Below are 19,865 nucleotides of genomic sequence, written 5' to 3' on the forward strand. Positions count from 1 at the left end.
GACGATGAGGTGGGGTATCCATGAACGCGCCGTACGACGCTGACCGCGGCCAGGGTGCGGGCGGCGCCGCGCCGTCCGGCGGTACGCCCCCCGCACCCCCCGCGCGCGACGGGCAGCCCGTACCGCCGCCCCCGCCGCACGGACAGGAGCAGCACCCCGGGTACCCGCAGCAGGACCCGTACGGGCAGACTCCCCAGCCCCTTCAGGGACACCCCGCTCAGGGACAGACCCCCCAGGGGCAGCCGCCTCACGCGCAGGTGCCCCAGGCGCAGGCCCCCTACGGTCAGTCTCCTTACGGGCAGACCCCTCAGGAGCAGACTCCCTACGGGCAGCCCTCTCAGGGACAGCCTCCCTACGGACAGCCCGCTCAGGGACAGGCCCCCTACGAGCAGCACCCTCAAGGACAGACCCCCTACGGACAGCCCCCTCAGGGACAGCCTCCCTACGCACAGCCCCCCCGCGGGCAGAGCCCGTACCCCACCTCGCCGCAGGCCCCGGACGCCGCCCACTCCGAGAGCCCGTATGCCCAGGACCCCTACGTCCAGGACGCCTACGCCCACGACCCCTACCGGGCGCAGGACCTGTCCGCGCAGGACCCGGTGACCGAGGCGCTCTACGACCGGGCCGCCCACCCGCCGCCCCCGCCGGGCACGTACCAGGAGCCGCAGCCGCTCTACCAGCAGCCGGCCGCGCCCCACCACGCCCCCGACCCCCGGGTCTGGGCCCACACCCCGGCGCCCGAGCCCGACGGTCCGTCCCGCCATCTCCCGTACGGCGACGACGCCCGCACGGTCCAGTTCACCGGCGTCGACGACCTGGTGACCCGGGCGAGCGAGGAGGAGCGGCCCGAGCAGGACGCCTTCGCCCACCTCTACCGGGACCAGCAGGGTCAGGGCCAGGTGCCCGCCCCGGCCGCGGAGCCCGACCCGCTGCCCGCCCCCGCGCCGAAGAAGACCGGCCGCGCCTCCGGGCTGCTGAAGTCGAGCGCCGTGATGGCCGCCGGCACGCTGGTCTCGCGCCTCACCGGCTTCGTACGCTCCCTGGTCATCACCGGCGCGCTCGGCGCCGCGCTGCTCGGCGACACCTTCACCGTCGCGTACACCCTGCCGACGATGATCTACATCCTGACGGTCGGCGGCGGCCTCAACTCGGTCTTCGTGCCGCAGCTCGTCCGCTCGATGAAGGACGACGAGGACGGCGGCGAGGCGTACGCCAACCGCCTGCTCACGCTCGTCATGGTGGCGCTCGGCCTGATCGTCGTCGCCGCCGTCTTCGCGGCGCCGGTGCTGATCCGGCTGATGTCGAACACCATCGCCGACGACGCCGCCGCGAACAGCGTCGCGGTGACCTTCGCCCGCTACTGCCTGCCCACGATCTTCTTCATGGGCGTGCACGTGGTGATGGGCCAGATCCTCAACGCCCGCGGCAAGTTCGGCGCGATGATGTGGACCCCGGTCCTCAACAACATCGTCATGATCATCACCTTCGGACTGTTCATCTGGGTCTACGGCACCTCCGCCGAGTCCCACATGGGTGTGCAGACCATCCCCGACGACGGCATCCGCCTCCTCGGCATCGGCACCCTGCTCGGCCTCGTCGTCCAGGCGCTCGCGATGATCCCGTACCTGCGCGAGGCGGGCTTCCGCTTCCGGCCCCGCTTCGACTGGAAGGGCCACGGCCTCGGCAAGACCGTCAAGCTCGCGAAGTGGACAGTCCTCTTCGTCCTCGCCAACCAGGCGGGCGTGCTGGTCGTCACCCAGCTCGCCACCGCGGCCGGCGAGGAGTCGGGCAGGAACGGCGCCGGCTTCCTCGCGTACTCGAACGCGCAGCTGATCTGGGGCATGCCGCAGGCCATCATCACGGTCTCCGTCATGGCCGCCCTGCTGCCCCGGATCTCCCGCGCCGCGAGCGACGACGACCCGGGCGCCGTCCGCGACGACATCTCCCAGGGCCTGCGGAACTCCGCCGTCGCCATCGTCCCGGTCGCCTTCGCCTTCCTGGCCCTCGGCGTGCCCATGTGCACCCTGCTGTACGCCTCCAGCGGCGTCGAGGCGGCCCAGGGCATGGGCTTCATCCTGATGGCGTTCGGCCTCGGCCTGATCCCGTACTCCGTGCAGTACGTCGTCCTCCGCGGCTTCTACGCCTACGAGGACACCCGGACGCCCTTCTACAACACGGTCATCGTCGCCGCCGTCAACGCGGCCGCCTCCGCGCTCTGCTACGTCGTCCTGCCCGCCCAGTGGGCCGTGGTCGGCATGGCCGCCTCCTACGGCCTCGCGTACGCGGTCGGCGTCGGCATCGCCTGGCGCCGGCTCAGCAAGCGCCTCGGCGGCGACCTGGACGGCTCCCACGTCCTGCGCACCTACGCCCGGCTCTGCATGGCCTCGCTGCCCGCCGCGGTGGTGGCCGGCGCCGTCGGCTTCGGCCTGCTGAAGCTGCTCGGCGAGGGCGCCCTCGGTTCGCTGGTGGCGCTCGTCGTCGGCGGTGCGGTGCTCCTCGGAGTCTTCTTCGTCGCCGCGCGCCGCATGCGGATCACCGAGCTGAACACCCTCGTCGGTATGGTGCGGGGCCGTCTCGGACGCTGATTCCGTCCTCCAGGACAACCATCGGGGGGCACCGTGTGTCGTGCATGGCGTCCGACTGTGGGCACAATTGGCTTGGCTGTTGGATGTGGCGCAACGGATGGGGAGGCAGGAACGACGGTGGCGGAACGTAGCACGGCTGCCGTCGACGTGGCCGACAACAGCGGTGACGACCCGCTGACCGCGCAGGCGGACACGGCCGCGACCGACGGGGTGGCGGAAGAGCGCAAGACGGCGGAGGAGCCCGGCGGGGCCCCCGAGCAGAAGGCGGACGAACGGAAGAACGGCGAACAGCCCTCCATCACAGCGCCCGAGTTGCACAGCGGCCACAAACTGGCCCGGCGCTACCGGCTGGAGGAGTGCGTCACCCGTCTGGACGGCTTCAGCAGCTGGCGTGCCGTCGACGAGAAGCTGCGGCGTGCCGTCGGCGTGCACCTGCTGCCGGCAGAGCATCCACGCGCCCGCTCGGTCCTGGCCGCCGCGCGTTCGGCGGCCCTCCTCGGCGACCCCCGGTTCGTCCAGGTCCTCGACGCCGTCGAGGAGAACGACCTGGTGTACGTCGTCCACGAGTGGCTCCCGGACACCACGGAGCTGACCGCGCTCCTGGCGGACGGCCCGCTCCAGGCCCACGACGCCTACCAGCTCGTCAGCCAGGTCTCCCAGGCCATGGCCGCCGCGCACCGCGAGGGGCTGGCGCACCTGCGGCTCACCCCGAGCGCCGTCCTGCGCAGCTCCACGGGCCAGTACCGCATCCGCGGCCTCGCCGTGAACGCCGCCCTGCGCGGCATCACCGCCGAGCGCCCGCAGCGCGCCGACACCGAGGCGGTCGGCGCCCTCCTGTACGCGGCGCTCACCCAGCGCTGGCCGTACGAGAGCGACGCGTACGGCCTCTCCGGGCTGCCCAAGGGCGTCGGCCTGATCCCGCCGGACCAGGTGCGCGCCGGCGTCCACCGGGGCCTCTCCGAGATCGCCATGCGCGCCCTCGCCAACGACGGGGCCACCGCCTCCCGGCAGGAGCCGCCGTGCACCACGCCGGACGAACTCGCCAAGGCCGTCGCGGCGATGCCGCGCGTCAAGCCGCCGGAGCCGGAGTTCCAGGCCCCCGCCGAGTACCAGCGCACCACGTACCAGCAGGGGACGTACGGGCGCCCCCAGCCTCGCCCCATGGCCACCCAGCCGCTCCCGGTCCCGCCGGCGCCGCTGGAGAGCCGCACGGGCAAGGCGCTGAAGTGGGCCGTGGGAGCCCTGCTGATCGCCGCCCTGGGCCTCGGCAGCTGGCAGATCGCCGACCGGCTCCTGCCGCGCGACAACCCGAGCACCAACAACCCGGCCCCGGCCCCGCAGGCCGAGAAGAAGCCCGAGCCGCCGAAGCCGCTCACCATCGCCTCGGCGGACGACTTCGACCCGCCCCCCGGAGGCAACGGCGAGGAGTATCCCGAGGCCGTCAAAAACGCCTACGACGGCGACCCGAGCACGTTCTGGCACACCAAGAACTACTACGGGGCGGGCTTCGCCAATCTGAAGTCCGGCGTCGGGATCGTCCTGGACCTGGGGTCGGAGCAGAAGGTCAGCTCGGTCGACCTCTCCTTCGTGGGGCACACCTCGGTGGAGATCCGCACGGCGCCCACCGGCGCCTCCACCGCGCCGTCCACGGCCGAGGGCTTCACCACCCAGGCGTCCGAGTCCGGCACCGACGTGAAGGTGGAGCTGCCCAAACCGGTCACGACCCGCTACGTTCTGGTCTGGCTGACGGAGCTCCCCCTCACCGAGGGCAAGTACCGGGGCCAGCTGAGCGAAGTCAAGGTCATGGGCTGACGACGACAGGGGAGGGGCTACCACCGTTGGACCGTCCGATAGACGCCGCAGACGACCGGGAACTCCTGGCCCGTCATGTCGCCGGGGACCCGGACGCCTTCGGTGAGCTCGTACGGCGCCACCGCGACCGACTGTGGGCGGTGGCGCTCCGCACCCTGGGGGACCGCGAGGAGGCCGCGGACGCCGTCCAGGACGCTCTCCTCTCGGCCTTCCGGGCCGCTCACACCTTCCGGGGCCAGTCGGCCGTCACGACCTGGCTCCACCGCATCACCGTGAACGCCTGCCTGGACCGCGTCCGCAAGAGCGCCAGCCGCAGGACCTCCCCCGTGGACGACACCGAGCGGTTCGAGCAGCTCCTCGAACCGCACGAGTCCGCGGAGGCACCCGCGGAGCGCGAGGACCTCCACCGGCAGCTGCTCGCCGCGCTCGCCACCCTCGCCCCCGACCAGCGGGCCGCTCTCGTCCTCGTCGACATGCAGGGATACCCGGTCGCCGAGGCGGCCGGCATCCTCGGCGTGCCCACCGGCACCGTGAAGAGCCGCTGTGCGCGCGGACGGGCCCGGCTGCTGCCGATGCTCACTCATCTGCGCGTCGACACCGTGGGTAACGAGGCTCCCGAAGGGGGAAGGAACCGGACGCCGGGGGCATCCGTCCCACCGGTGTCGGAGCCGAGGGAAACCGGACCGACTGATCCAGCTGCTGTGAAGGGCGGAGGTGGGCGCGCGTGACCACGACCGACAAGGCCGACACAGCACAGCACCCGGACGTCTCGGAGATCTCCGACCTCACGGAGGGGCTGCTCCCCCCGGGCCGCTCCGCGACGATCCGCAAGCACCTCGACGGCTGCGTCCTCTGTGCCGACGTCCGGAGCTCCCTGGAGGAGATCCGCGGACTCCTGGGGACGCTCCCCGGTCCGCCGCGCATGCCGGCCGAGATCGCCGGACGGATCGACGCCGCCCTCGCGGCCGAGGCACTGCTCGACGCCACGGCCCCGGACACGGCTCGGCCTGTTTCACGTGAAACCACGGCGGTCCCGGAGAGCGGTGCCTCATCGAAGAGCGATGTTTCACGTGAAACATCGCCCCCGGTCTCCGCCACCCGGCCCGTCGGCGACCGCGCGGCCGCCCCCGATCGCCCCCAGGGGCACCCCCGCGCGACCACCGGGCCCGGGCGGGGCCGCACCCGCCACCGCGGGCGCATCGCCGCCCTCGCCGGGCTCGCCGGCACCCTCGTCGCCGCGTTCTGCGCCTACAGCCTCTACGCGCTCACGCAGAACGGCTCGCCCGAGCCGCACGCGGCCAAGGCCGACGTCGCCGCGAGCGCGCCGCTGAGCGCCTTCTCCGGAGAACCGGTGGAGGAGCGGATCCAGAGTCTGCTCGCGGGCGACACCGCCCGGACCCCCAAGAGTGAGCAGCCCGAGTCCCTCTCGGCCGAGGAGACGGAGACAGGGAGTCTCGGCACGGCCCAGCGGAACAGCGACGCCGCCCTCCCCGACTGCGTCGTCGCGGGCACCGGCCGTCAGGACACCGTCCTCGCCTCCGAGCGCGGCGAGTACGAGGGCGTCCCCGCGTATCTCCTCGTCCTCCCCGACCAGGCCGACACCGGCCGCGTCCAGGCGTACGTCGTCTCCTCCGCCTGCACCGGCTCCACCCCGGCGCAGCTGCTTCAGACCGCCTCCTACCCGAAGCCCTGAGCGCTCCGCCACCCCCGGTCGTCCCACCGCCCGTCTCACGTACGCGCCGAGCGGCGCTCTCGGGAATGCTCGCCCCTTAGGATCCGTTGGGTGGGGTGAGAGTGACCGAGACACCGCCCCGTAGGCAGTAGGCAGTCTGCAGAGACGAGGAAGAAACCCGTGAGCGACGTCCGTAACGTGATCATCATCGGCTCCGGGCCCGCGGGTTACACCGCTGCGCTCTACACGGCCCGAGCGTCGCTGAACCCGCTGGTCTTCGAGGGTGCGGTGACCGCTGGTGGCGCCCTGATGAACACCACCGAGGTCGAGAACTTCCCCGGTTTCCGTGACGGCATCATGGGCCCGGACCTGATGGACAACATGCGGGCGCAGGCCGAGCGCTTCGGTGCCGAGCTCGTGCCGGACGACGTCGTCGCCGTGGACCTCACCGGTGAGATCAAGACCGTGACCGACACCGCCGGCACCGTGCACCGCGCGAAGGCCGTCATCGTCACCACGGGCTCGCAGCACCGCAAGCTGGGTCTGCCGAACGAGGACACTCTCTCCGGCCGCGGTGTCTCCTGGTGCGCCACCTGCGACGGCTTCTTCTTCAAGGACCAGGACATCGCCGTCGTCGGCGGCGGCGACACCGCGATCGAGGAGGCGACCTTCCTCTCGCGCTTCGCCAAGTCGGTGACGATCGTCCACCGCCGTGACACCCTGCGTGCCTCCAAGGCCATGCAGGAGCGCGCCTTCGCCGACCCGAAGATCAAGTTCGCCTGGGACAACGAGGTGACCGAGATCCACGGCGAGCAGAAGCTCTCCGGTCTGACCCTGCGCAACACCAAGACGGGCGAGACCAGCGCGCTGCCGGTGACGGGTCTCTTCATCGCCGTGGGCCACGACCCGCGGACCGAGCTCTTCAAGGGCCAGCTGGAGCTCGACGAGGAGGGCTACCTCAAGGTCGCCGCCCCGTCGACGCGCACCAACCTCACCGGTGTCTTCGGCGCCGGTGACGTCGTCGACCACACGTACCGCCAGGCCATCACGGCCGCCGGCACCGGCTGCTCCGCCGCGCTCGACGCCGAGCGCTTCCTGGCCGCCCTCGCCGACAGCGAGAAGCTGGCCGAGACCCCCGCGGTCTGACCCGAACTCACTCCACCCCACACCCCGCGAAGTTAAGGAGGCCGCCGTGGCCGGCGCCCTGAAGAACGTGACCGACGCTTCCTTCGAAGAGGACGTCCTCAAGAGCGACAAGCCCGTCCTGGTGGACTTCTGGGCTGCCTGGTGCGGCCCGTGCCGTCAGATCGCCCCCTCGCTGGAGGCCATCGCCAACGAGCACGGCGAGCAGATCGAGGTCGTGAAGCTCAACATCGACGAGAACCCGGGCACGGCCGCCAAGTACGGCGTCATGTCGATCCCGACGCTCAACGTGTACCAGGGTGGCGAGGTCGTGAAGACCATCGTCGGCGCCAAGCCGAAGGCCGCCATCGTGCGCGACCTGGAGCCCTTCCTCGGGGAGAAGTGACCCCTCGTTGTTTCACGTGAAACGGCCCGTCCCCGCGCTGCGGGGACGGGCCGTTTCCGTCGGAGTCACAAGGGGCGCAGAGCCGGTTCCTTCTGCACCGCACCGAGCAGCCGGTCCAGGGCCATCTCGACGTCCTCCTTCCAGGAGAGCGTCGTCCGCAGCTCCAGGCGGAGCCGGGGGAAGGCGTGGTGGGGCCGCACTGTCTTGAAGCCGACCGCGAGCAGGTGATCGGCCGGCAGCACGCAGGCCGGTTCCTTCCAGCGCGCGTCGCCGAAGGCCTCGATCGCCTTGAAGCCCCGCCGCAGCACGTCCTTGGCCACCGTCTGCACCATCACGCGGCCGAGCCCCTGCCCCTGGTACTCCGGCATGATCCACGCCGTCATCAACTGCACGGCGTCGGCCGCCACGGGGCTGGTGGGGAAAGCCGTCGACCGCGGCACGTAGGCCGCGGGAGCGTAGAGCACGTAACCGACCGGCACCTCGTCCACGTACACGACCCGGCCGCAGGATCCCCACTCCAGCAGGACGGCGGAGATCCACGCCTCCTTCTCCGCCTCCGCGCGACCCGCCTTCACGGCCGCTTCCCCACTCACCGGGTCGAGCTCCCAGAAGACACAGGAGCGACAGCGCTTGGGGAGGTGCGGAAGATTGTCCAGCGTGAGCGGTACGAGCCGACGCCCCACGGCTGCCCCTCGCTTCCCTGGCCCTCGAACGGCCACCGAGCACGGATACGCCTCTCGGAATCGTATCCATCGGGCTGTGGGGGCGACACCGCGCACAGACGAAGGGCGGGGAGCGGCCCGGTGATGTCCGGAACGCTCCCCGCCCTGGGTCTTCTGCGAGTGTGGGCGGGGGACTACTCCCCGTCTTCCTCCCACTCCTTCTCCGCCTTCAGCATCTGCTGGACCTTGTCCTCGCCGGGCGCGAGCGTCGTGAGGATCCGGTCGAGGTCCTCCACCGAGGCGAACTCGACGACGATCTTGCCCTTCTGCTGTCCCAGGTCGACCTTCACCCGGGTCTCGAAGCGGTCCGAGAGACGGGTGGCGAGGTCGGAGAAGACCGGGGAGACCCGGCCTCCGGCCCGCGGCTTCTTCGCCTTGACGGCGGCGGGCTCGTCGAAGCCCATGAGACGCACGATCTCCTCGACCGTACGGACCGAGAGGCCCTCGGAGACGATCCGCTGCGCCAGCTGGTCCTGGGCCTCCGGGTCCTCCACGCCGAGCAGGGCGCGGGCGTGGCCGGCGGAGAGCACTCCGGCGGCGACCCGGCGCTGGACCGCGGGGGAGAGCCGCAGGAGCCGGAGGGTGTTGGAGACCTGCGAGCGGGAGCGCCCGATCCGGTCCGCGAGCTGGTCGTGGGTGCAGCTGAAGTCGGAGAGCAGCTGCTCGTAGGCCGCGGCCTCCTCCAGCGGATTGAGCTGGGCCCGGTGGAGGTTCTCCAGGAGCGCGTCCAGGAGCATCTTCTCGTCGTCGGTAGCCCGGACGATCGCGGGGATGGTCTGCAGACCGGCTTCGTCGGAAGCCCGCCAGCGCCGCTCGCCCATGATGAGCTCGTAGCGCCCGTCGGCGGTCTCGCGGACGACCACGGGCTGGAGGAGACCGACCTCCTGGATCGAGGTGACCAGTTCGGCGAGGGCGTCCTCGTCGAAGACCTTCCGCGGCTGCTGCTGGTTGGGCGTGATGTCACCGATCGGGATCTCGGTGAAGTACGCCCCGGCGACCAGGGTCGGCTCGGGCTCCGCCGGCGCGGCCGCCGGAGCGGTCGCGGGCTCGGACTGCGGGGCTCCCTGGGGGAACAGGCGTGCCGCGCCGCTCCCGGGGAGCGTGGAGACGGCGCCGGTCTCCGGCGCCTGCTGGTCCTGGGGGGCACCGGCGAACAGCGCGCCGAGCCCCCGCGGCCCCAGTCCCCTACGTCGGTCGCTCACTGAAGTTCCTCCGCCATGCTGTGCTGGTTGTTCTGGTGCCCCACGCGGCCGTGCTGGTGGGGCTCGTAGTGGACGGCCGCGCCCCGGAAGGCGATCTCGCGCGCCGCCTCGATGTACGACAGGGCTCCGCTGGAGCCGGGGTCGTAGGTGATCACGGTCTGGCCGTAGCTGGGCGCCTCGGAGATGCGGACGGACCTCGGGATGCTGGTCCGGAGCACCTCCTTGCCGAAGTGGGTGCGGACCTCCTCGGCGACCTGCGAGGCGAGCCGGGTCCGGCCGTCGTACATGGTCAGCAGGATGGTCGAGACGTGCAGCGTCGGGTTGAGGTGTCCACGGACCAGGTCGACGTTCTTCAGGAGCTGGCCCAGGCCCTCCAGCGCGTAGTACTCGCACTGGATCGGGATGAGCACCTCGGCGCCTGCCACCAGGGCGTTCACCGAGAGGAGGCCCAGGGACGGCGGGCAGTCGATCAGGACGTAGTCCAGGGGCTGCTCGTAGGCCTGGATCGCCCGCTGGAGCCGGCTCTCCCGCGCCACCATCGACACCAGCTCGATCTCCGCGCCGGCGAGATCGATCGTGGCCGGGGCGCAGAAGAGACCCTCGACGTCCAGGACCGGCTGGACCACCTCGGAGAGGGGCCGGCTGTCGACGAGGACGTCGTAGATCGAGGGGACGTCGGCGTGGTGGTCGATGCCCAGCGCCGTGGAGGCGTTGCCCTGCGGATCCAGGTCGACGACGAGGACACGGGCGCCGTGCAGCGCCAGGGAGGCGGCCAGGTTGACGGTCGAGGTCGTCTTGCCCACGCCGCCCTTCTGGTTGGCCACCACCATGATGCGGGTCTGCTCGGGACGGGGCAGGCCCTCCCCGGCACGGCCCAGGGCCTCTACGGCCAGCTGGGCGGCACGGCCAATGGGGGTGTCGTCCATCGGGGGCAGTGTTTCACGTGAAACATCCTCCCCCGCCGATTCGGTTCGGGGACCGGGGACCGGATCGGTCATCGGTCCCGCGATGTTGGCGTCGGACCGCAAGGATTCACTCTCCTCGGCATCGAGCTCGCGATGGGAAGAGCCTGCCATGCCCGCGGGGTCCTGAACCAGCGAGGTCGGTGGTTCTGTGGGTGAATCCACCTCTGTGGAAAACTCCGTAACCCTCGCGGGTGGCTTCACACGGGGTCTGCGGTCCCGGGGGGCGGCAGTCGCGCGCCCGCGGCTGATGATCCCCTGGAGCAGTGAGCGACGTTTCACGTGAAACACGATGCCCCTGCGGTCTTGCCGGGACCGTCCGACACTCCGTAAATGCGGACGAATGCGGCGCTCAGCGGCGCCGACGGGTCTTGCTCGTCCGAGCGGCCTTGGCCCGCTTGGCCGCGAAGCGCACGCCACCGGGGCTCTCGCCGACCTCGACCCGCACCACCGTGGACATCGGATCGACGATCCCGTCGCCGACGTGGTGCACCGAGGTCTCCACGACGCCCAGCTTGGAGAGCGCGGCGCGTGCCCCGTCGAGCTCCTCCTGCGCGGTGTCGCCCTTCAGCAGCAGCATCTCGCCGTAGGGACGGAGCAGGGGCACACCCCAGCCGGCCAGCCGGTCGAGGGGTGCCACCGCACGCGCCGTCACGACGTGGACCGGCGGAACCTTGCCGAGCATCTCCTCGGCGCGACCTCGGACGACGGTCACGTGGTCGAGGCCGAGCAGCTCCACGACCTCCTGGAGGAAGTTGATCCGTCGCAGCAGCGGTTCCAGGAGCGTGATCTTGAGGTCGGGCCGCACCAGGGCCAGCGGGATGCCGGGCAGACCGGCGCCGGAGCCGACGTCGCAGACCGTCACGCCCTCGGGGACGACCTCGGAGAGCACGGCGCAGTTCAGCAGGTGGCGCTCCCACAGTCGCGGGACCTCGCGGGGGCCGATGAGCCCACGCTTCACGCCGGCGTCCGCGAGCAGCTCGGCGTACCGCACGGCCTCGGGGAAGTACTCGCCGAAGACCTTCCGTGCCTGCTCGGGCGCCTCGGGGAGCTCCGCTGCCTCCGTCACGGGGACCGTCCTTCCGTACCGCACGCGTACCGTGCGAGCGCGCTGTGGTGGCTGAGTGGCTGAACTATCAGGCTGACAAAGATCGGCCCCGCCTGCGAACAGACGGGGCCGACGCGATGAGAGGGGTCAGGCAGGGAGGACGACGACGAAGCGCTGCGGCTCCTCGCCCTCGGACTCGCTGCGCAGACCGGCGGCGGCGACCGCGTCGTGCACGACCTTGCGCTCGAACGGGGTCATCGGGTCCAGCTTGACCGGCTGGCCGGTGGCCTTGACCTCGTCCGCGGCCTTGGCGCCGAGCTGGGCCAGCTCCGTGCGCTTCTGCGCGCGGAACCCGGCGATGTCGAGCATCAGCCGACTGCGGTCACCGGTCTCCCGGTGCACCGCGAGGCGGGTCAGCTCCTGGAGCGCCTCCAGCACCTCGCCGTCGCGGCCCACCAGCTTCTGCAGGTCGCGGCCGCTGGAGTCGCTGATGATCGAGACCGCGGCCCGGTCCGCCTCGACGTCCATGTCGATGTCGCCGTCGAGGTCGGCGATGTCGAGCAGGCCCTCGAGGTAGTCGGCCGCGATCTCGCCCTCCTGCTCCAGGCGGGTCAGGGTGTCGCCACCCTCGGCGGCGGAGGTGGTGCCTTCCGTCACGGATGGACTCCTTCTAGCTACGTGGACGCTTCTACTTCTTGGACGACGGGTGCTTGGGCCGCTGCTGGCCCTTGCGCTGGCGGGAGCCGCCGGAGCTGGCGCGGCTGCGGCCGCCACCCTGCGCGCCGCCCTTGGCGGGCGTCTCGGGCTTCTTCTCCAGCGAGGTCTTCGGCTTGGTGTCCTGGGCGTCCTCGCCCGCGGACTCCTCCGCCGTCTCCTCGACGGTCTCGTCGCCCTTGGCCTGCTGGGCGCCGGCCTGGCGCTGGGCCTTGCTCTGGCGCTTGGGCTGCTGCCGCTTGGGGGCGGCGATGCCCTCGGCCTCTGCGATGGCGGCGTCGCTCTTCACCACGGTGCCGTCGGCCTGGGCGGCGAGGCCGGCCTTGGCGAGGGCACCGATGAAGCGGCGCTCGTTCTCGTTGCGGTCGGAGCCCTTGGCGACGATCGCCTTGACGACGGCCTTGTGGCGGCGGCTGCGGACCTCACCGTGGGCCGTGGCGCTCTTCAGCAGACGCTGGAGGTAGGAATCCTGCGCCTTGCTGCCCGGGGTCGGGTTCTGGTTGATCACGTACATCTGCTGGCCCATGGTCCACACGTTGGTGGTCAGCCAGTAGACGAGGACACCGACGGGGAAGTTGATGCCCATGACGGCGAAGATCACCGGGAAGATGTACATGAGCATCTTCTGCTGCTGCATGTACGGGGTCTTCACCGAGAGGTCGACGTTCTTCATCATCAGCTGGCGCTGGGTGAAGAACTGCGAGGCCGACATCAGGACGATCATCACCGCGGTGACGACGCGGACGTCGAGCAGCGTGGCGCCGAGGGCCTCGACCTTCTCCGGGCTGTCCATGAACTTCGCGGCGATCGGCGCGCCGAAGATCTTCGCTTCCCGGGCGCTGTCGACCAGCGTCTGGTTCATCGCGCCGATCGGCTTGCCCGACGCGATGTTGGACAGCACGTGGTAGAGGGCGAAGAAGAACGGCGACTGCGCGAGGATGGGAAGACACGAGGAGAGCGGGTTGGTGCCCGTCTCCTTGTACAGCTTCATCATCTCTTCGGACTGACGCTGCTTGTCGCTCTTGTAGCGCTCCTGGATGGCCTTCATCTTCGGCTGGAGCGCCTGCATGTTCCGCGTGGCCTTGATCTGCTTCACGAAGAGCGGGATCAGGCAGATGCGGATCAGCACCACCAGGGACACGATCGACAGACCCCAGGCCCAGCCCGTGTCAGGGCCGAAGACCGCCCCGAAGACCTTGTGGAACTGGACGATGATCCATGAGACGGGTGTGGTGATGAAGGCGAACAGACTGGCAATCGTGTCCACTAATCAGGCTCCTTGAGCATTGGGCGAGGTCTCTGCGGCCGGGCTCGTATCGGCGGAGATCCCGCCCTTGTCGCCGCGCAGCGCGTGCCTGAGCATCTCGTGCCAGCGCGGACGCTTCCGCGGGGGGACATGGTCCACTCCGCCGGGCGACCACGGATTGCACCGCAGGATGCGCCAGGCGGTCAGGGCAGTGCCCTTGATCGCGCCATGCCGGTCTATGGCCGTGAATCCGTAGTGGGAACACGACGGGTAGTACCGGCAGACGTCGCCCAGAAGCGGGCTGATCGTCCACTGGTACAGCTTGATGAGGGCGAGGAGCGGGTACTTCATCGCTTGCCCCCTCCCAGCAGCCGCTCCAGCGCGGCGTCCAGGTCTCGGGCCAGTTGGGCGTGGTCGGCGTCACCGGCTCCGGGCAACGCCCGTACGACCACCAGGCTACCGGGGGGCAGCGTGGACAGCCGGTCGCGGACGAGGTGGCGCAGACGACGCTTCACCTGGTTGCGGACGACCGCACCGCCCACGGCCTTGCTCACGACGAAACCCGCACGCGTCGGGGGAGCGCTCTCCCCAGGCGCGTGCGGGTCCGTTGCACCGCTACGTAGGTGGACGACGAGGAGTGGGCGACCGGCCCGGCGTCCTCGACGTACCGCGGTTGCGAAGTCCTCGCGCCGCCTCAGCCGATTCTCGGTAGGCAGCACGTCATGACCTGTTTAAGTGGATCAGGCGGACAGGCTCGCGCGACCCTTGGCACGGCGGTTCGCCAGGATGGCGCGGCCGGCACGGGTACGCATGCGCAGGCGGAAGCCGTGGGTCTTCGCGCGACGACGGTTGTTCGGCTGGAAGGTGCGCTTGCTCACTCGGGGGCTCCAGAAATGATTCGGGTGGTGGCGGGACATCGCCTGGCTGTCACCGTGCGCCCACGAGTAGCTCGCATACGCTCGAGTGCACCGCTACGCGATCACGAAAGTGACCTTTGCCCATCGGAGGCAGGCGGCAGCAGCCATCGACAACTCGACCTCGTTACGGTACGCGCGGTTACGCCATCCGGTCAAACCGACCCGTCGACGGGCCCCGCTGTGCACAGGCTGTGGACAACAACTTGAACCACGTCAGCCGCCGCGACTACCGTGGCTGGACTCGACTATCTCTTCCGTTCTGTTCTTACTGTCCTTGTCGTCCCGAGAACCACACATTGGTGGGACCTGCGAGAAAGCGTGCCCTGTGGCTGACGTACCTGCTGATCTTGCCGCAGTGTGGCCGCGCGTGCTCGACCAGCTGCTCGGAGAAGGACAGCAGGGCATCGAGCCCAAGGACAAGCAATGGATCGAGCGGTGCCAGCCGCTCGCCCTCGTCGCGGACACGGCGCTGCTCGCCGTACCCAACGAATGGGGCAAGCGGGTCCTGGAGGGCCGGCTGGCCCCGCTGATCAGCGAGACCCTGAGCCGCGAGTGCGGCCGCCCGATCCGGATCGCGATCACCGTCGACGACTCCGTCGGCGAGCAGCCCCCCGTGCCCTCCCCCGGCCGGCCTCCGCAGTCCCGCTACGACGAGCGCCCGCAGCCGGAGCAGTACGAGAAGTACGAGGGGTACGGGCACCACGCGCTGCCCGACGACGGGCTGCCCACCGCGCGCCCGGCCTACCCGGACTACCAGCAGCCGCCGCGTCCCGAGCCGGGCGCCTGGCCGCGGTCCCAGGAGGACCTCTCCTGGCAGCAGCCGCGCCTCGGCGGTTTCCCCGAGCGCGCCCCGTACACCGGCCCGGCCGCCCCGGACCAGTCCGGGCGCCCGCGCTACGACGAGCCCTCGCGCGGCTACGAGCAGCCGCAGCGGCCCGAACGCGCCGAACTGCCCGAGTCCCCGGGGGCCGGTCCGCGGCCCGGTCCCGGGCACGGACACGGTCCGGTCCACGGGGGTCCGGTCCACGGCGGGCAGGGCATGGGCGGCCAGGGCGTGGGGCCCGGCATCGGCCGGGGCCCCCTCGGCGGCTCCGGTACGGGCTCCGGCGCCGGCGGGCCCGGCGAGCCGCACGCGCGCCTGAACCCGAAGTACCTCTTCGACACCTTCGTCATCGGTTCCTCGAACCGGTTCGCCCACGCGGCGGCGGTCGCGGTGGCCGAGGCGCCGGCGAAGGCGTACAACCCGCTCTTCATCTACGGCGAGTCCGGGCTCGGCAAGACGCACCTGCTGCACGCGATCGGGCACTACGCGCGGAGCCTCTACCCCGGCACGCGCGTGCGGTACGTGAGCTCTGAGGAGTTCACCAACGAGTTCATCAACTCGATCCGCGACGGCAAGGGCGACACCTTCCGCAAGCGCTACCGCGACGTGGACATCCTGCTCGTCGACGACATCCAGTTCCTCGCGAGCAAGGAGTCGACGCAGGAGGAGTTCTTCCACACCTTCAACACGCTCCACAACGCCAACAAGCAGATCGTGCTCTCCTCGGACCGGCCGCCCAAGCAGCTGGTGACCCTGGAGGACCGGCTGCGGAACCGCTTCGAGTGGGGCCTCACCACCGACGTGCAGCCGCCGGAGCTGGAGACGCGCATCGCGATCCTCCGCAAGAAGGCGGTGCAGGAGCAGCTGAACGCCCCGCCGGAGGTGCTGGAGTTCATCGCCTCCCGGATCTCGCGGAACATCCGTGAGCTGGAGGGCGCGCTGATCCGGGTGACGGCCTTCGCGAGCCTCAACCGGCAGCCGGTGGACCTGGGGCTGACCGAGATCGTCCTCAAGGACCTGATCCCCGGCGGCGAGGACTCGTCCCCGGAGATCACGGCGCCGGCCATCATGGCGGCCACGGCCGACTACTTCGGGCTGACGGTGGAGGACCTCTGCGGCTCCTCGCGCAGCCGGGTGCTGGTGACGGCCCGCCAGATCGCCATGTACCTGTGCCGCGAGCTCACGGACCTGTCGCTGCCGAAGATCGGCGCGCAGTTCGGCGGCCGTGACCACACGACGGTGATGCACGCGGACCGGAAGATCCGGGCCCTGATGGCGGAGCGGCGCTCCATCTACAACCAGGTCACCGAACTCACGAACCGCATCAAGAACGGCTGACCCGCCTCCGTACGGCCTCCGTACGGTCTTCCAGGGCGCTTCGGGACACCTCCCCGAAGCGCCCTTCGGCGTTCCTGGAGACGGCCGGGGCGAGCGGTGGCGCGGACGGAGGGGCCGGCGGCGGCGTCGGCCGACGGGTCCGCTGGAAGAGACCGGGGACCAGGGACTAGGGACCGGGGACGGGGCCGCCGGACGGGCTGTGCGGGTGCGGGCGCTGTCGCAAAGCTTCCGGACGCCCGAGGAGCGCCCTCGGAACGCCCTCAAAACGTCCTCGGAACCGTCCCCGGAGCGTCTCGGAGTCACCTCCGGGCCGCCTCCGGGCCGCGTCGGGACCGCGCCGGGGCGGCGTCAGGGCGCCATGACCCGGACGGCCGTGTTCGATTACTCCGTTCCGGTGGCGGGTTCTCCACAGATTGGGGGATGATCTCCCGTCCACAGGGTGGGGACTACCGAGTTATCCGGATTCTGTCCACAGGCTGGGCTGGTGACAGTTCATCACCCCAGCTCAGGGGGGTGTGGATTTGTTGGCAAACGATCTCCACAGGCTGTGGATGAATCTTTCGTCCACAGGAGGCCCTGAGGGTTGTCCACTGGCTGCCCACAGGGGCAGGCCTGTTGCCCACAGCTTCTCCACACCGCTGTCCACTGTTCGGCAACACAACACCCCTCATCACCGGCCGGAGTGAAAGGCGTCACACCAAGGGAGACGTTTGGGCTGTGGGGAACCTGGGGAAAGCTGGGGACAGCACTGGGGAGAACTCCCCCTCGCCTGTGTATCGGGTGTGCAGAACTTTCGGGTGTCCACAGAGAACCGTGGTTGTCCACGGGTTCCACCCACAGGGGCAGTGGACAAAAAACTGGGCCTGACCTGCGTGGACGGCGTTATCCACGGTTTCCACAGCCCCTACTACTACTGCCACTCATAGTTAGCCCGGAATCCGCTTTGAAGCGGGGCCTGTGCACAACTCGGCGCCTGAGCCCCGACCCGCTCTTGTCGCGACTTGACCCCGAGCCGCACCGAGTGTCGGCGGCGTACGTCAGACTGGATGCCGCAGTCGACGTAGAGCCAGCAACAAGCAGGAGGCGGTTTCCGGTGAAGATCCGGGTGGAGCGCGATGTACTCGCGGAGGCGGTGGCCTGGGTGGCCCGCAGCCTTCCGGCCCGTCCGCCGGCGCCCGTTCTCGCGGGCCTTCTGCTGAAGGCCGAGGACGGCGCGCTGAGCTTCTCCAGCTTCGACTACGAGGTCTCCGCCCGCGTCTCCGTCGAGGCCGAGGTCGAGGAGGACGGCACCGTCCTCGTCTCCGGCCGCCTCCTCGCCGACATCTGCCGCGCCCTCCCCAACCGTCCGGTGGAGATCTCCACAGACGGTGTACGGGCGACCGTGGTCTGCGGCTCCTCCCGCTTCACCCTCCACACGCTCCCTGTGGAGGAGTACCCGGCGCTGCCGGAGATGCCCACCGCGACCGGCACCGTCCCCGGTGAGGTCTTCGCCGCCGCCGCCGCCCAGGTGGCCATCGCCGCCGGCCGCGACGACACGCTCCCCGTCCTCACCGGCGTGCGCATCGAGATCGAGGGCGACACCGTCACCCTGGCCTCCACCGACCGCTACCGCTTCGCGGTCCGCGAGTTCCTGTGGAAGCCGGAGTCCCCGGACGCCTCCGCGGTCGCCTTGGTGCCCGCGAAGACCCTCCTGGACACCGCCAAGGCGCTCACCAGCGGTGACACGGTCACCCTCGCGCTCTCCGGCTCCGGCCAGGGCGAGGGCCTGATCGGCTTCGAGGGCGCGGGCCGCCGCACCACCACCCGCCTCCTCGAGGGCGACCTGCCGAAGTACCGCACGCTCTTCCCCACCGAGTTCAACTCGGTCGCGGTGATCGAGACCGCCCCCTTCGTGGAGGCCGTCAAGCGCGTGGCCCTGGTCGCCGAGCGCAACACCCCGGTCCGGCTCAGCTTCGAGCAGGGCGTGCTCATCCTGGAGGCCGGTTCCAGCGACGACGCACAGGCTGTGGAGCGGGTCGACGCCCAGCTGGACGGCGACGACATCTCGATCGCCTTCAACCCGACCTTCCTGCTGGACGGCCTCAGCGCGATCGACTCCCCGGTCGCCCAGCTCTCCTTCACGACCTCCACCAAGCCGGCCCTGCTGAGCGGGCGCCCGGCCGTGGACGCGGAGGCGGACGACGCCTACAAGTACCTGATCATGCCGGTGCGGCTGAGCGGCTGACGCCCACCGCCCGGGCGGTCGGGGACGGCCTCCCGGGCGTCGCGGCAGCCGGTGCGGCCGAGCGGCTGACCTGCGCGCGTGGGCGTCGACTGAGCGGCTGACCCCACAGGTGTGCGGCCGGGTCCGGGCGTAGGCTCGGACCCGGGTAGGAACCGCACACGACGCTTAAGGAACACTCTGATGGAGCTCGGTCTCGTCGGTCTCGGCAAGATGGGCGGCAACATGCGCGAGCGCATCCGCCGCGCAGGCCACACCGTCATCGGATACGACCGCAACCCGGACCTCGCCGATGTCCCCAGCCTCGAAGAGCTTGTGGGCAAGCTCAAGGGTCCGCGCGTCGTGTGGGTCATGGTCCCCGCCGGTGCGGCGACCCAGTCCACCGTGGACGAGCTGGCGGAGCTGCTCTCCCCCGGCGACATCGTGGTGGACGGCGGGAACTCCCGCTGGACCGACGACGAGAAGCACGCCGAGGAGCTCGCAGCCAAGGGCATCGGCTTCGTCGACTGCGGCGTCTCCGGCGGCGTCTGGGGCCTGGAGAACGGCTACGCGCTGATGTACGGCGGCTCCGCCGAGGACGTCGCGAAGGTCCAGCCGATCTTCGACGCGCTCAAGCCCGAGGGCCCGTACGGCGCCGTCCACGCCGGCAAGGTCGGCGCGGGCCACTTCGCGAAGATGGTCCACAACGGCATCGAGTACGCGATGATGCAGGCCTACGCCGAGGGCTGGGAGCTGCTGGAGAAGGTCGACTCCGTGGAGAACGTCCGCGAGATCTTCCGCTCCTGGCAGGAGGGCACGGTCATCCGTTCCTGGCTGCTCGACCTCGCGGTCAACGCCCTCGACGAGGACGAGCACCTGGACCAGCTGCGCGGCTACGCGTCGGACTCCGGCGAGGGCCGGTGGACCGTCGAGGCCGCCATCGACAACGCCGTACCGCTCCCGGCGATCACCGCGTCGCTGTTCGCGCGGTTCGCGTCCCGTCAGGACGACTCGCCGCAGATGAAGATGATCGCCGCGCTGCGCAACCAGTTCGGCGGCCACGCGGTCGAGAAGAAGTAGCAATCCACAGGCTGTG

The 19,865-nt window shown here is 70.6% G+C and carries 18 protein-coding genes; 9 read left to right on the forward strand and 9 right to left on the reverse strand.

Translation table 11 applies throughout. From position 1 onward, the window contains the following. Window positions 1–20: 20 nt before the first annotated feature. From murJ to trxA, 6 genes are all read left to right on the forward strand, one after another. The gene (murJ, locus tag ACF1BN_RS28110) at window positions 21–2,585 is read left to right on the forward strand and encodes a murein biosynthesis integral membrane protein MurJ (protein ID WP_392334387.1); all 2,565 of its coding nucleotides are present in this window, start codon (window positions 21–23) and stop codon (window positions 2,583–2,585) included. 117 nt (window positions 2,586–2,702) lie between these two features. Continuing rightward, entirely contained in the window at window positions 2,703–4,397 is a 1,695-nt protein-coding gene (locus tag ACF1BN_RS28115) for a discoidin domain-containing protein (protein WP_392334388.1), read from the forward strand. Window positions 4,398–4,423: 26 nt separating this feature from the next. Further along, window positions 4,424–5,125 (forward strand): RNA polymerase sigma factor SigM, encoded by a 702-nt coding sequence (gene sigM / locus ACF1BN_RS28120; RefSeq protein ID WP_392334389.1) that lies wholly within the window; start codon window positions 4,424–4,426, stop codon window positions 5,123–5,125. Next, the gene (locus ACF1BN_RS28125; protein WP_392334390.1) at window positions 5,122–6,090 is read left to right on the forward strand and encodes a hypothetical protein; all 969 of its coding nucleotides are present in this window, start codon (window positions 5,122–5,124) and stop codon (window positions 6,088–6,090) included. Before sigM ends, ACF1BN_RS28125 begins: the two co-directional genes overlap by 4 nt. A gap of 159 nt (window positions 6,091–6,249) precedes the next feature. Beyond that, window positions 6,250–7,215, forward strand: a complete 966-nt coding sequence (gene trxB, locus ACF1BN_RS28130; protein ID WP_392334391.1) for a thioredoxin-disulfide reductase — start codon at window positions 6,250–6,252, stop codon at window positions 7,213–7,215. A gap of 46 nt (window positions 7,216–7,261) precedes the next feature. Continuing rightward, window positions 7,262–7,597: a thioredoxin gene (trxA, locus tag ACF1BN_RS28135; RefSeq protein WP_392334392.1), complete on the forward strand. Its 336-nt coding sequence runs from the start codon at window positions 7,262–7,264 to the stop codon at window positions 7,595–7,597. Between the two features lie 65 nt (window positions 7,598–7,662). Here trxA and ACF1BN_RS28140 read toward each other — a convergent pair whose 3' ends face one another. From ACF1BN_RS28140 to rpmH, 9 genes are all read right to left on the reverse strand, one after another. Continuing rightward, the gene (locus ACF1BN_RS28140) at window positions 7,663–8,280 is read right to left on the reverse strand and encodes a GNAT family N-acetyltransferase (RefSeq protein ID WP_392334393.1); all 618 of its coding nucleotides are present in this window, start codon (window positions 8,278–8,280) and stop codon (window positions 7,663–7,665) included. 173 nt (window positions 8,281–8,453) lie between these two features. Further along, window positions 8,454–9,521, reverse strand: a complete 1,068-nt coding sequence (locus tag ACF1BN_RS28145) for a ParB/RepB/Spo0J family partition protein (protein WP_392334394.1) — start codon at window positions 9,519–9,521, stop codon at window positions 8,454–8,456. After that, window positions 9,518–10,597, reverse strand: a complete 1,080-nt coding sequence (locus ACF1BN_RS28150; protein ID WP_392334395.1) for a ParA family protein — start codon at window positions 10,595–10,597, stop codon at window positions 9,518–9,520. The genes ACF1BN_RS28145 and ACF1BN_RS28150 overlap by 4 nt, the downstream gene beginning before the upstream one ends. Window positions 10,598–10,835: 238 nt before the next feature. Then, window positions 10,836–11,552 (reverse strand): 16S rRNA (guanine(527)-N(7))-methyltransferase RsmG, encoded by a 717-nt coding sequence (gene rsmG / locus ACF1BN_RS28155; RefSeq protein WP_392334396.1) that lies wholly within the window; start codon window positions 11,550–11,552, stop codon window positions 10,836–10,838. A 126-nt stretch (window positions 11,553–11,678) separates the two neighbouring features. Then, complete coding sequence (locus tag ACF1BN_RS28160) at window positions 11,679–12,188, reverse strand: protein jag (RefSeq protein ID WP_392334397.1); 510 nt, start codon at window positions 12,186–12,188, stop codon at window positions 11,679–11,681. A gap of 31 nt (window positions 12,189–12,219) precedes the next feature. Next, window positions 12,220–13,512 carry a membrane protein insertase YidC gene (gene yidC / locus ACF1BN_RS28165; protein WP_392334398.1) on the reverse strand — a complete coding sequence of 431 codons (1,293 nt, stop codon included), beginning with the start codon at window positions 13,510–13,512 and terminating at the stop codon, window positions 12,220–12,222. 3 nt (window positions 13,513–13,515) lie between these two features. After that, window positions 13,516–13,842, reverse strand: a complete 327-nt coding sequence (gene yidD, locus ACF1BN_RS28170; protein ID WP_392334399.1) for a membrane protein insertion efficiency factor YidD — start codon at window positions 13,840–13,842, stop codon at window positions 13,516–13,518. Then, a complete protein-coding gene (gene rnpA / locus ACF1BN_RS28175) occupies window positions 13,839–14,210 on the reverse strand; it encodes a ribonuclease P protein component (protein WP_392334400.1) in 372 nt (123 codons plus the stop codon). Before rnpA ends, yidD begins: the two co-directional genes overlap by 4 nt. A 21-nt stretch (window positions 14,211–14,231) precedes the next feature. Then, window positions 14,232–14,369 (reverse strand): 50S ribosomal protein L34, encoded by a 138-nt coding sequence (rpmH, locus tag ACF1BN_RS28180; protein ID WP_015659252.1) that lies wholly within the window; start codon window positions 14,367–14,369, stop codon window positions 14,232–14,234. A 364-nt stretch (window positions 14,370–14,733) separates the two neighbouring features. Here rpmH and dnaA point away from each other — a divergent pair, with 364 nt between their 5' ends. The 3 genes from dnaA to gnd all read left to right on the forward strand — a co-directional run bounded on the left by dnaA (window position 14,734) and on the right by gnd (window position 19,849). After that, window positions 14,734–16,569: a chromosomal replication initiator protein DnaA gene (gene dnaA, locus ACF1BN_RS28185; protein WP_392334401.1), complete on the forward strand. Its 1,836-nt coding sequence runs from the start codon at window positions 14,734–14,736 to the stop codon at window positions 16,567–16,569. A 1,093-nt stretch (window positions 16,570–17,662) separates the two neighbouring features. Then, on the forward strand, window positions 17,663–18,793 hold the full coding sequence (dnaN, locus tag ACF1BN_RS28190; protein ID WP_030753814.1) for a DNA polymerase III subunit beta: 1,131 nt from the start codon (window positions 17,663–17,665) through the stop codon (window positions 18,791–18,793). Between the two features lie 180 nt (window positions 18,794–18,973). After that, window positions 18,974–19,849, forward strand: coding sequence for a phosphogluconate dehydrogenase (NAD(+)-dependent, decarboxylating) (gene gnd, locus ACF1BN_RS28195; protein WP_355734190.1), 876 nt, complete (start codon window positions 18,974–18,976; stop codon window positions 19,847–19,849). Window positions 19,850–19,865: the final 16 nt, after the last annotated feature.

Origin of the sequence: Streptomyces sp. NPDC014861, assembly GCF_043081625.1 — a bacterium.
Taxonomy (GTDB): domain Bacteria; phylum Actinomycetota; class Actinomycetes; order Streptomycetales; family Streptomycetaceae; genus Streptomyces.

Bases quoted from the DNA above. Each gene is read 5' to 3' on its own strand.
- yidD (WP_392334399.1), bottom strand. From the start codon at position 13,842: ATGAAGTACCCGCTCCTCGCCCTCATCAAGCTGTACCAGTGGACGATC.
- murJ (WP_392334387.1), top strand. From the start codon at position 21: ATGAACGCGCCGTACGACGCTGACCGCGGCCAGGGTGCGGGCGGCGCC.
- ACF1BN_RS28150 (WP_392334395.1), bottom strand. From the start codon at position 10,597: ATGGCAGGCTCTTCCCATCGCGAGCTCGATGCCGAGGAGAGTGAATCC.
- gnd (WP_355734190.1), top strand. From the start codon at position 18,974: ATGGAGCTCGGTCTCGTCGGTCTCGGCAAGATGGGCGGCAACATGCGC.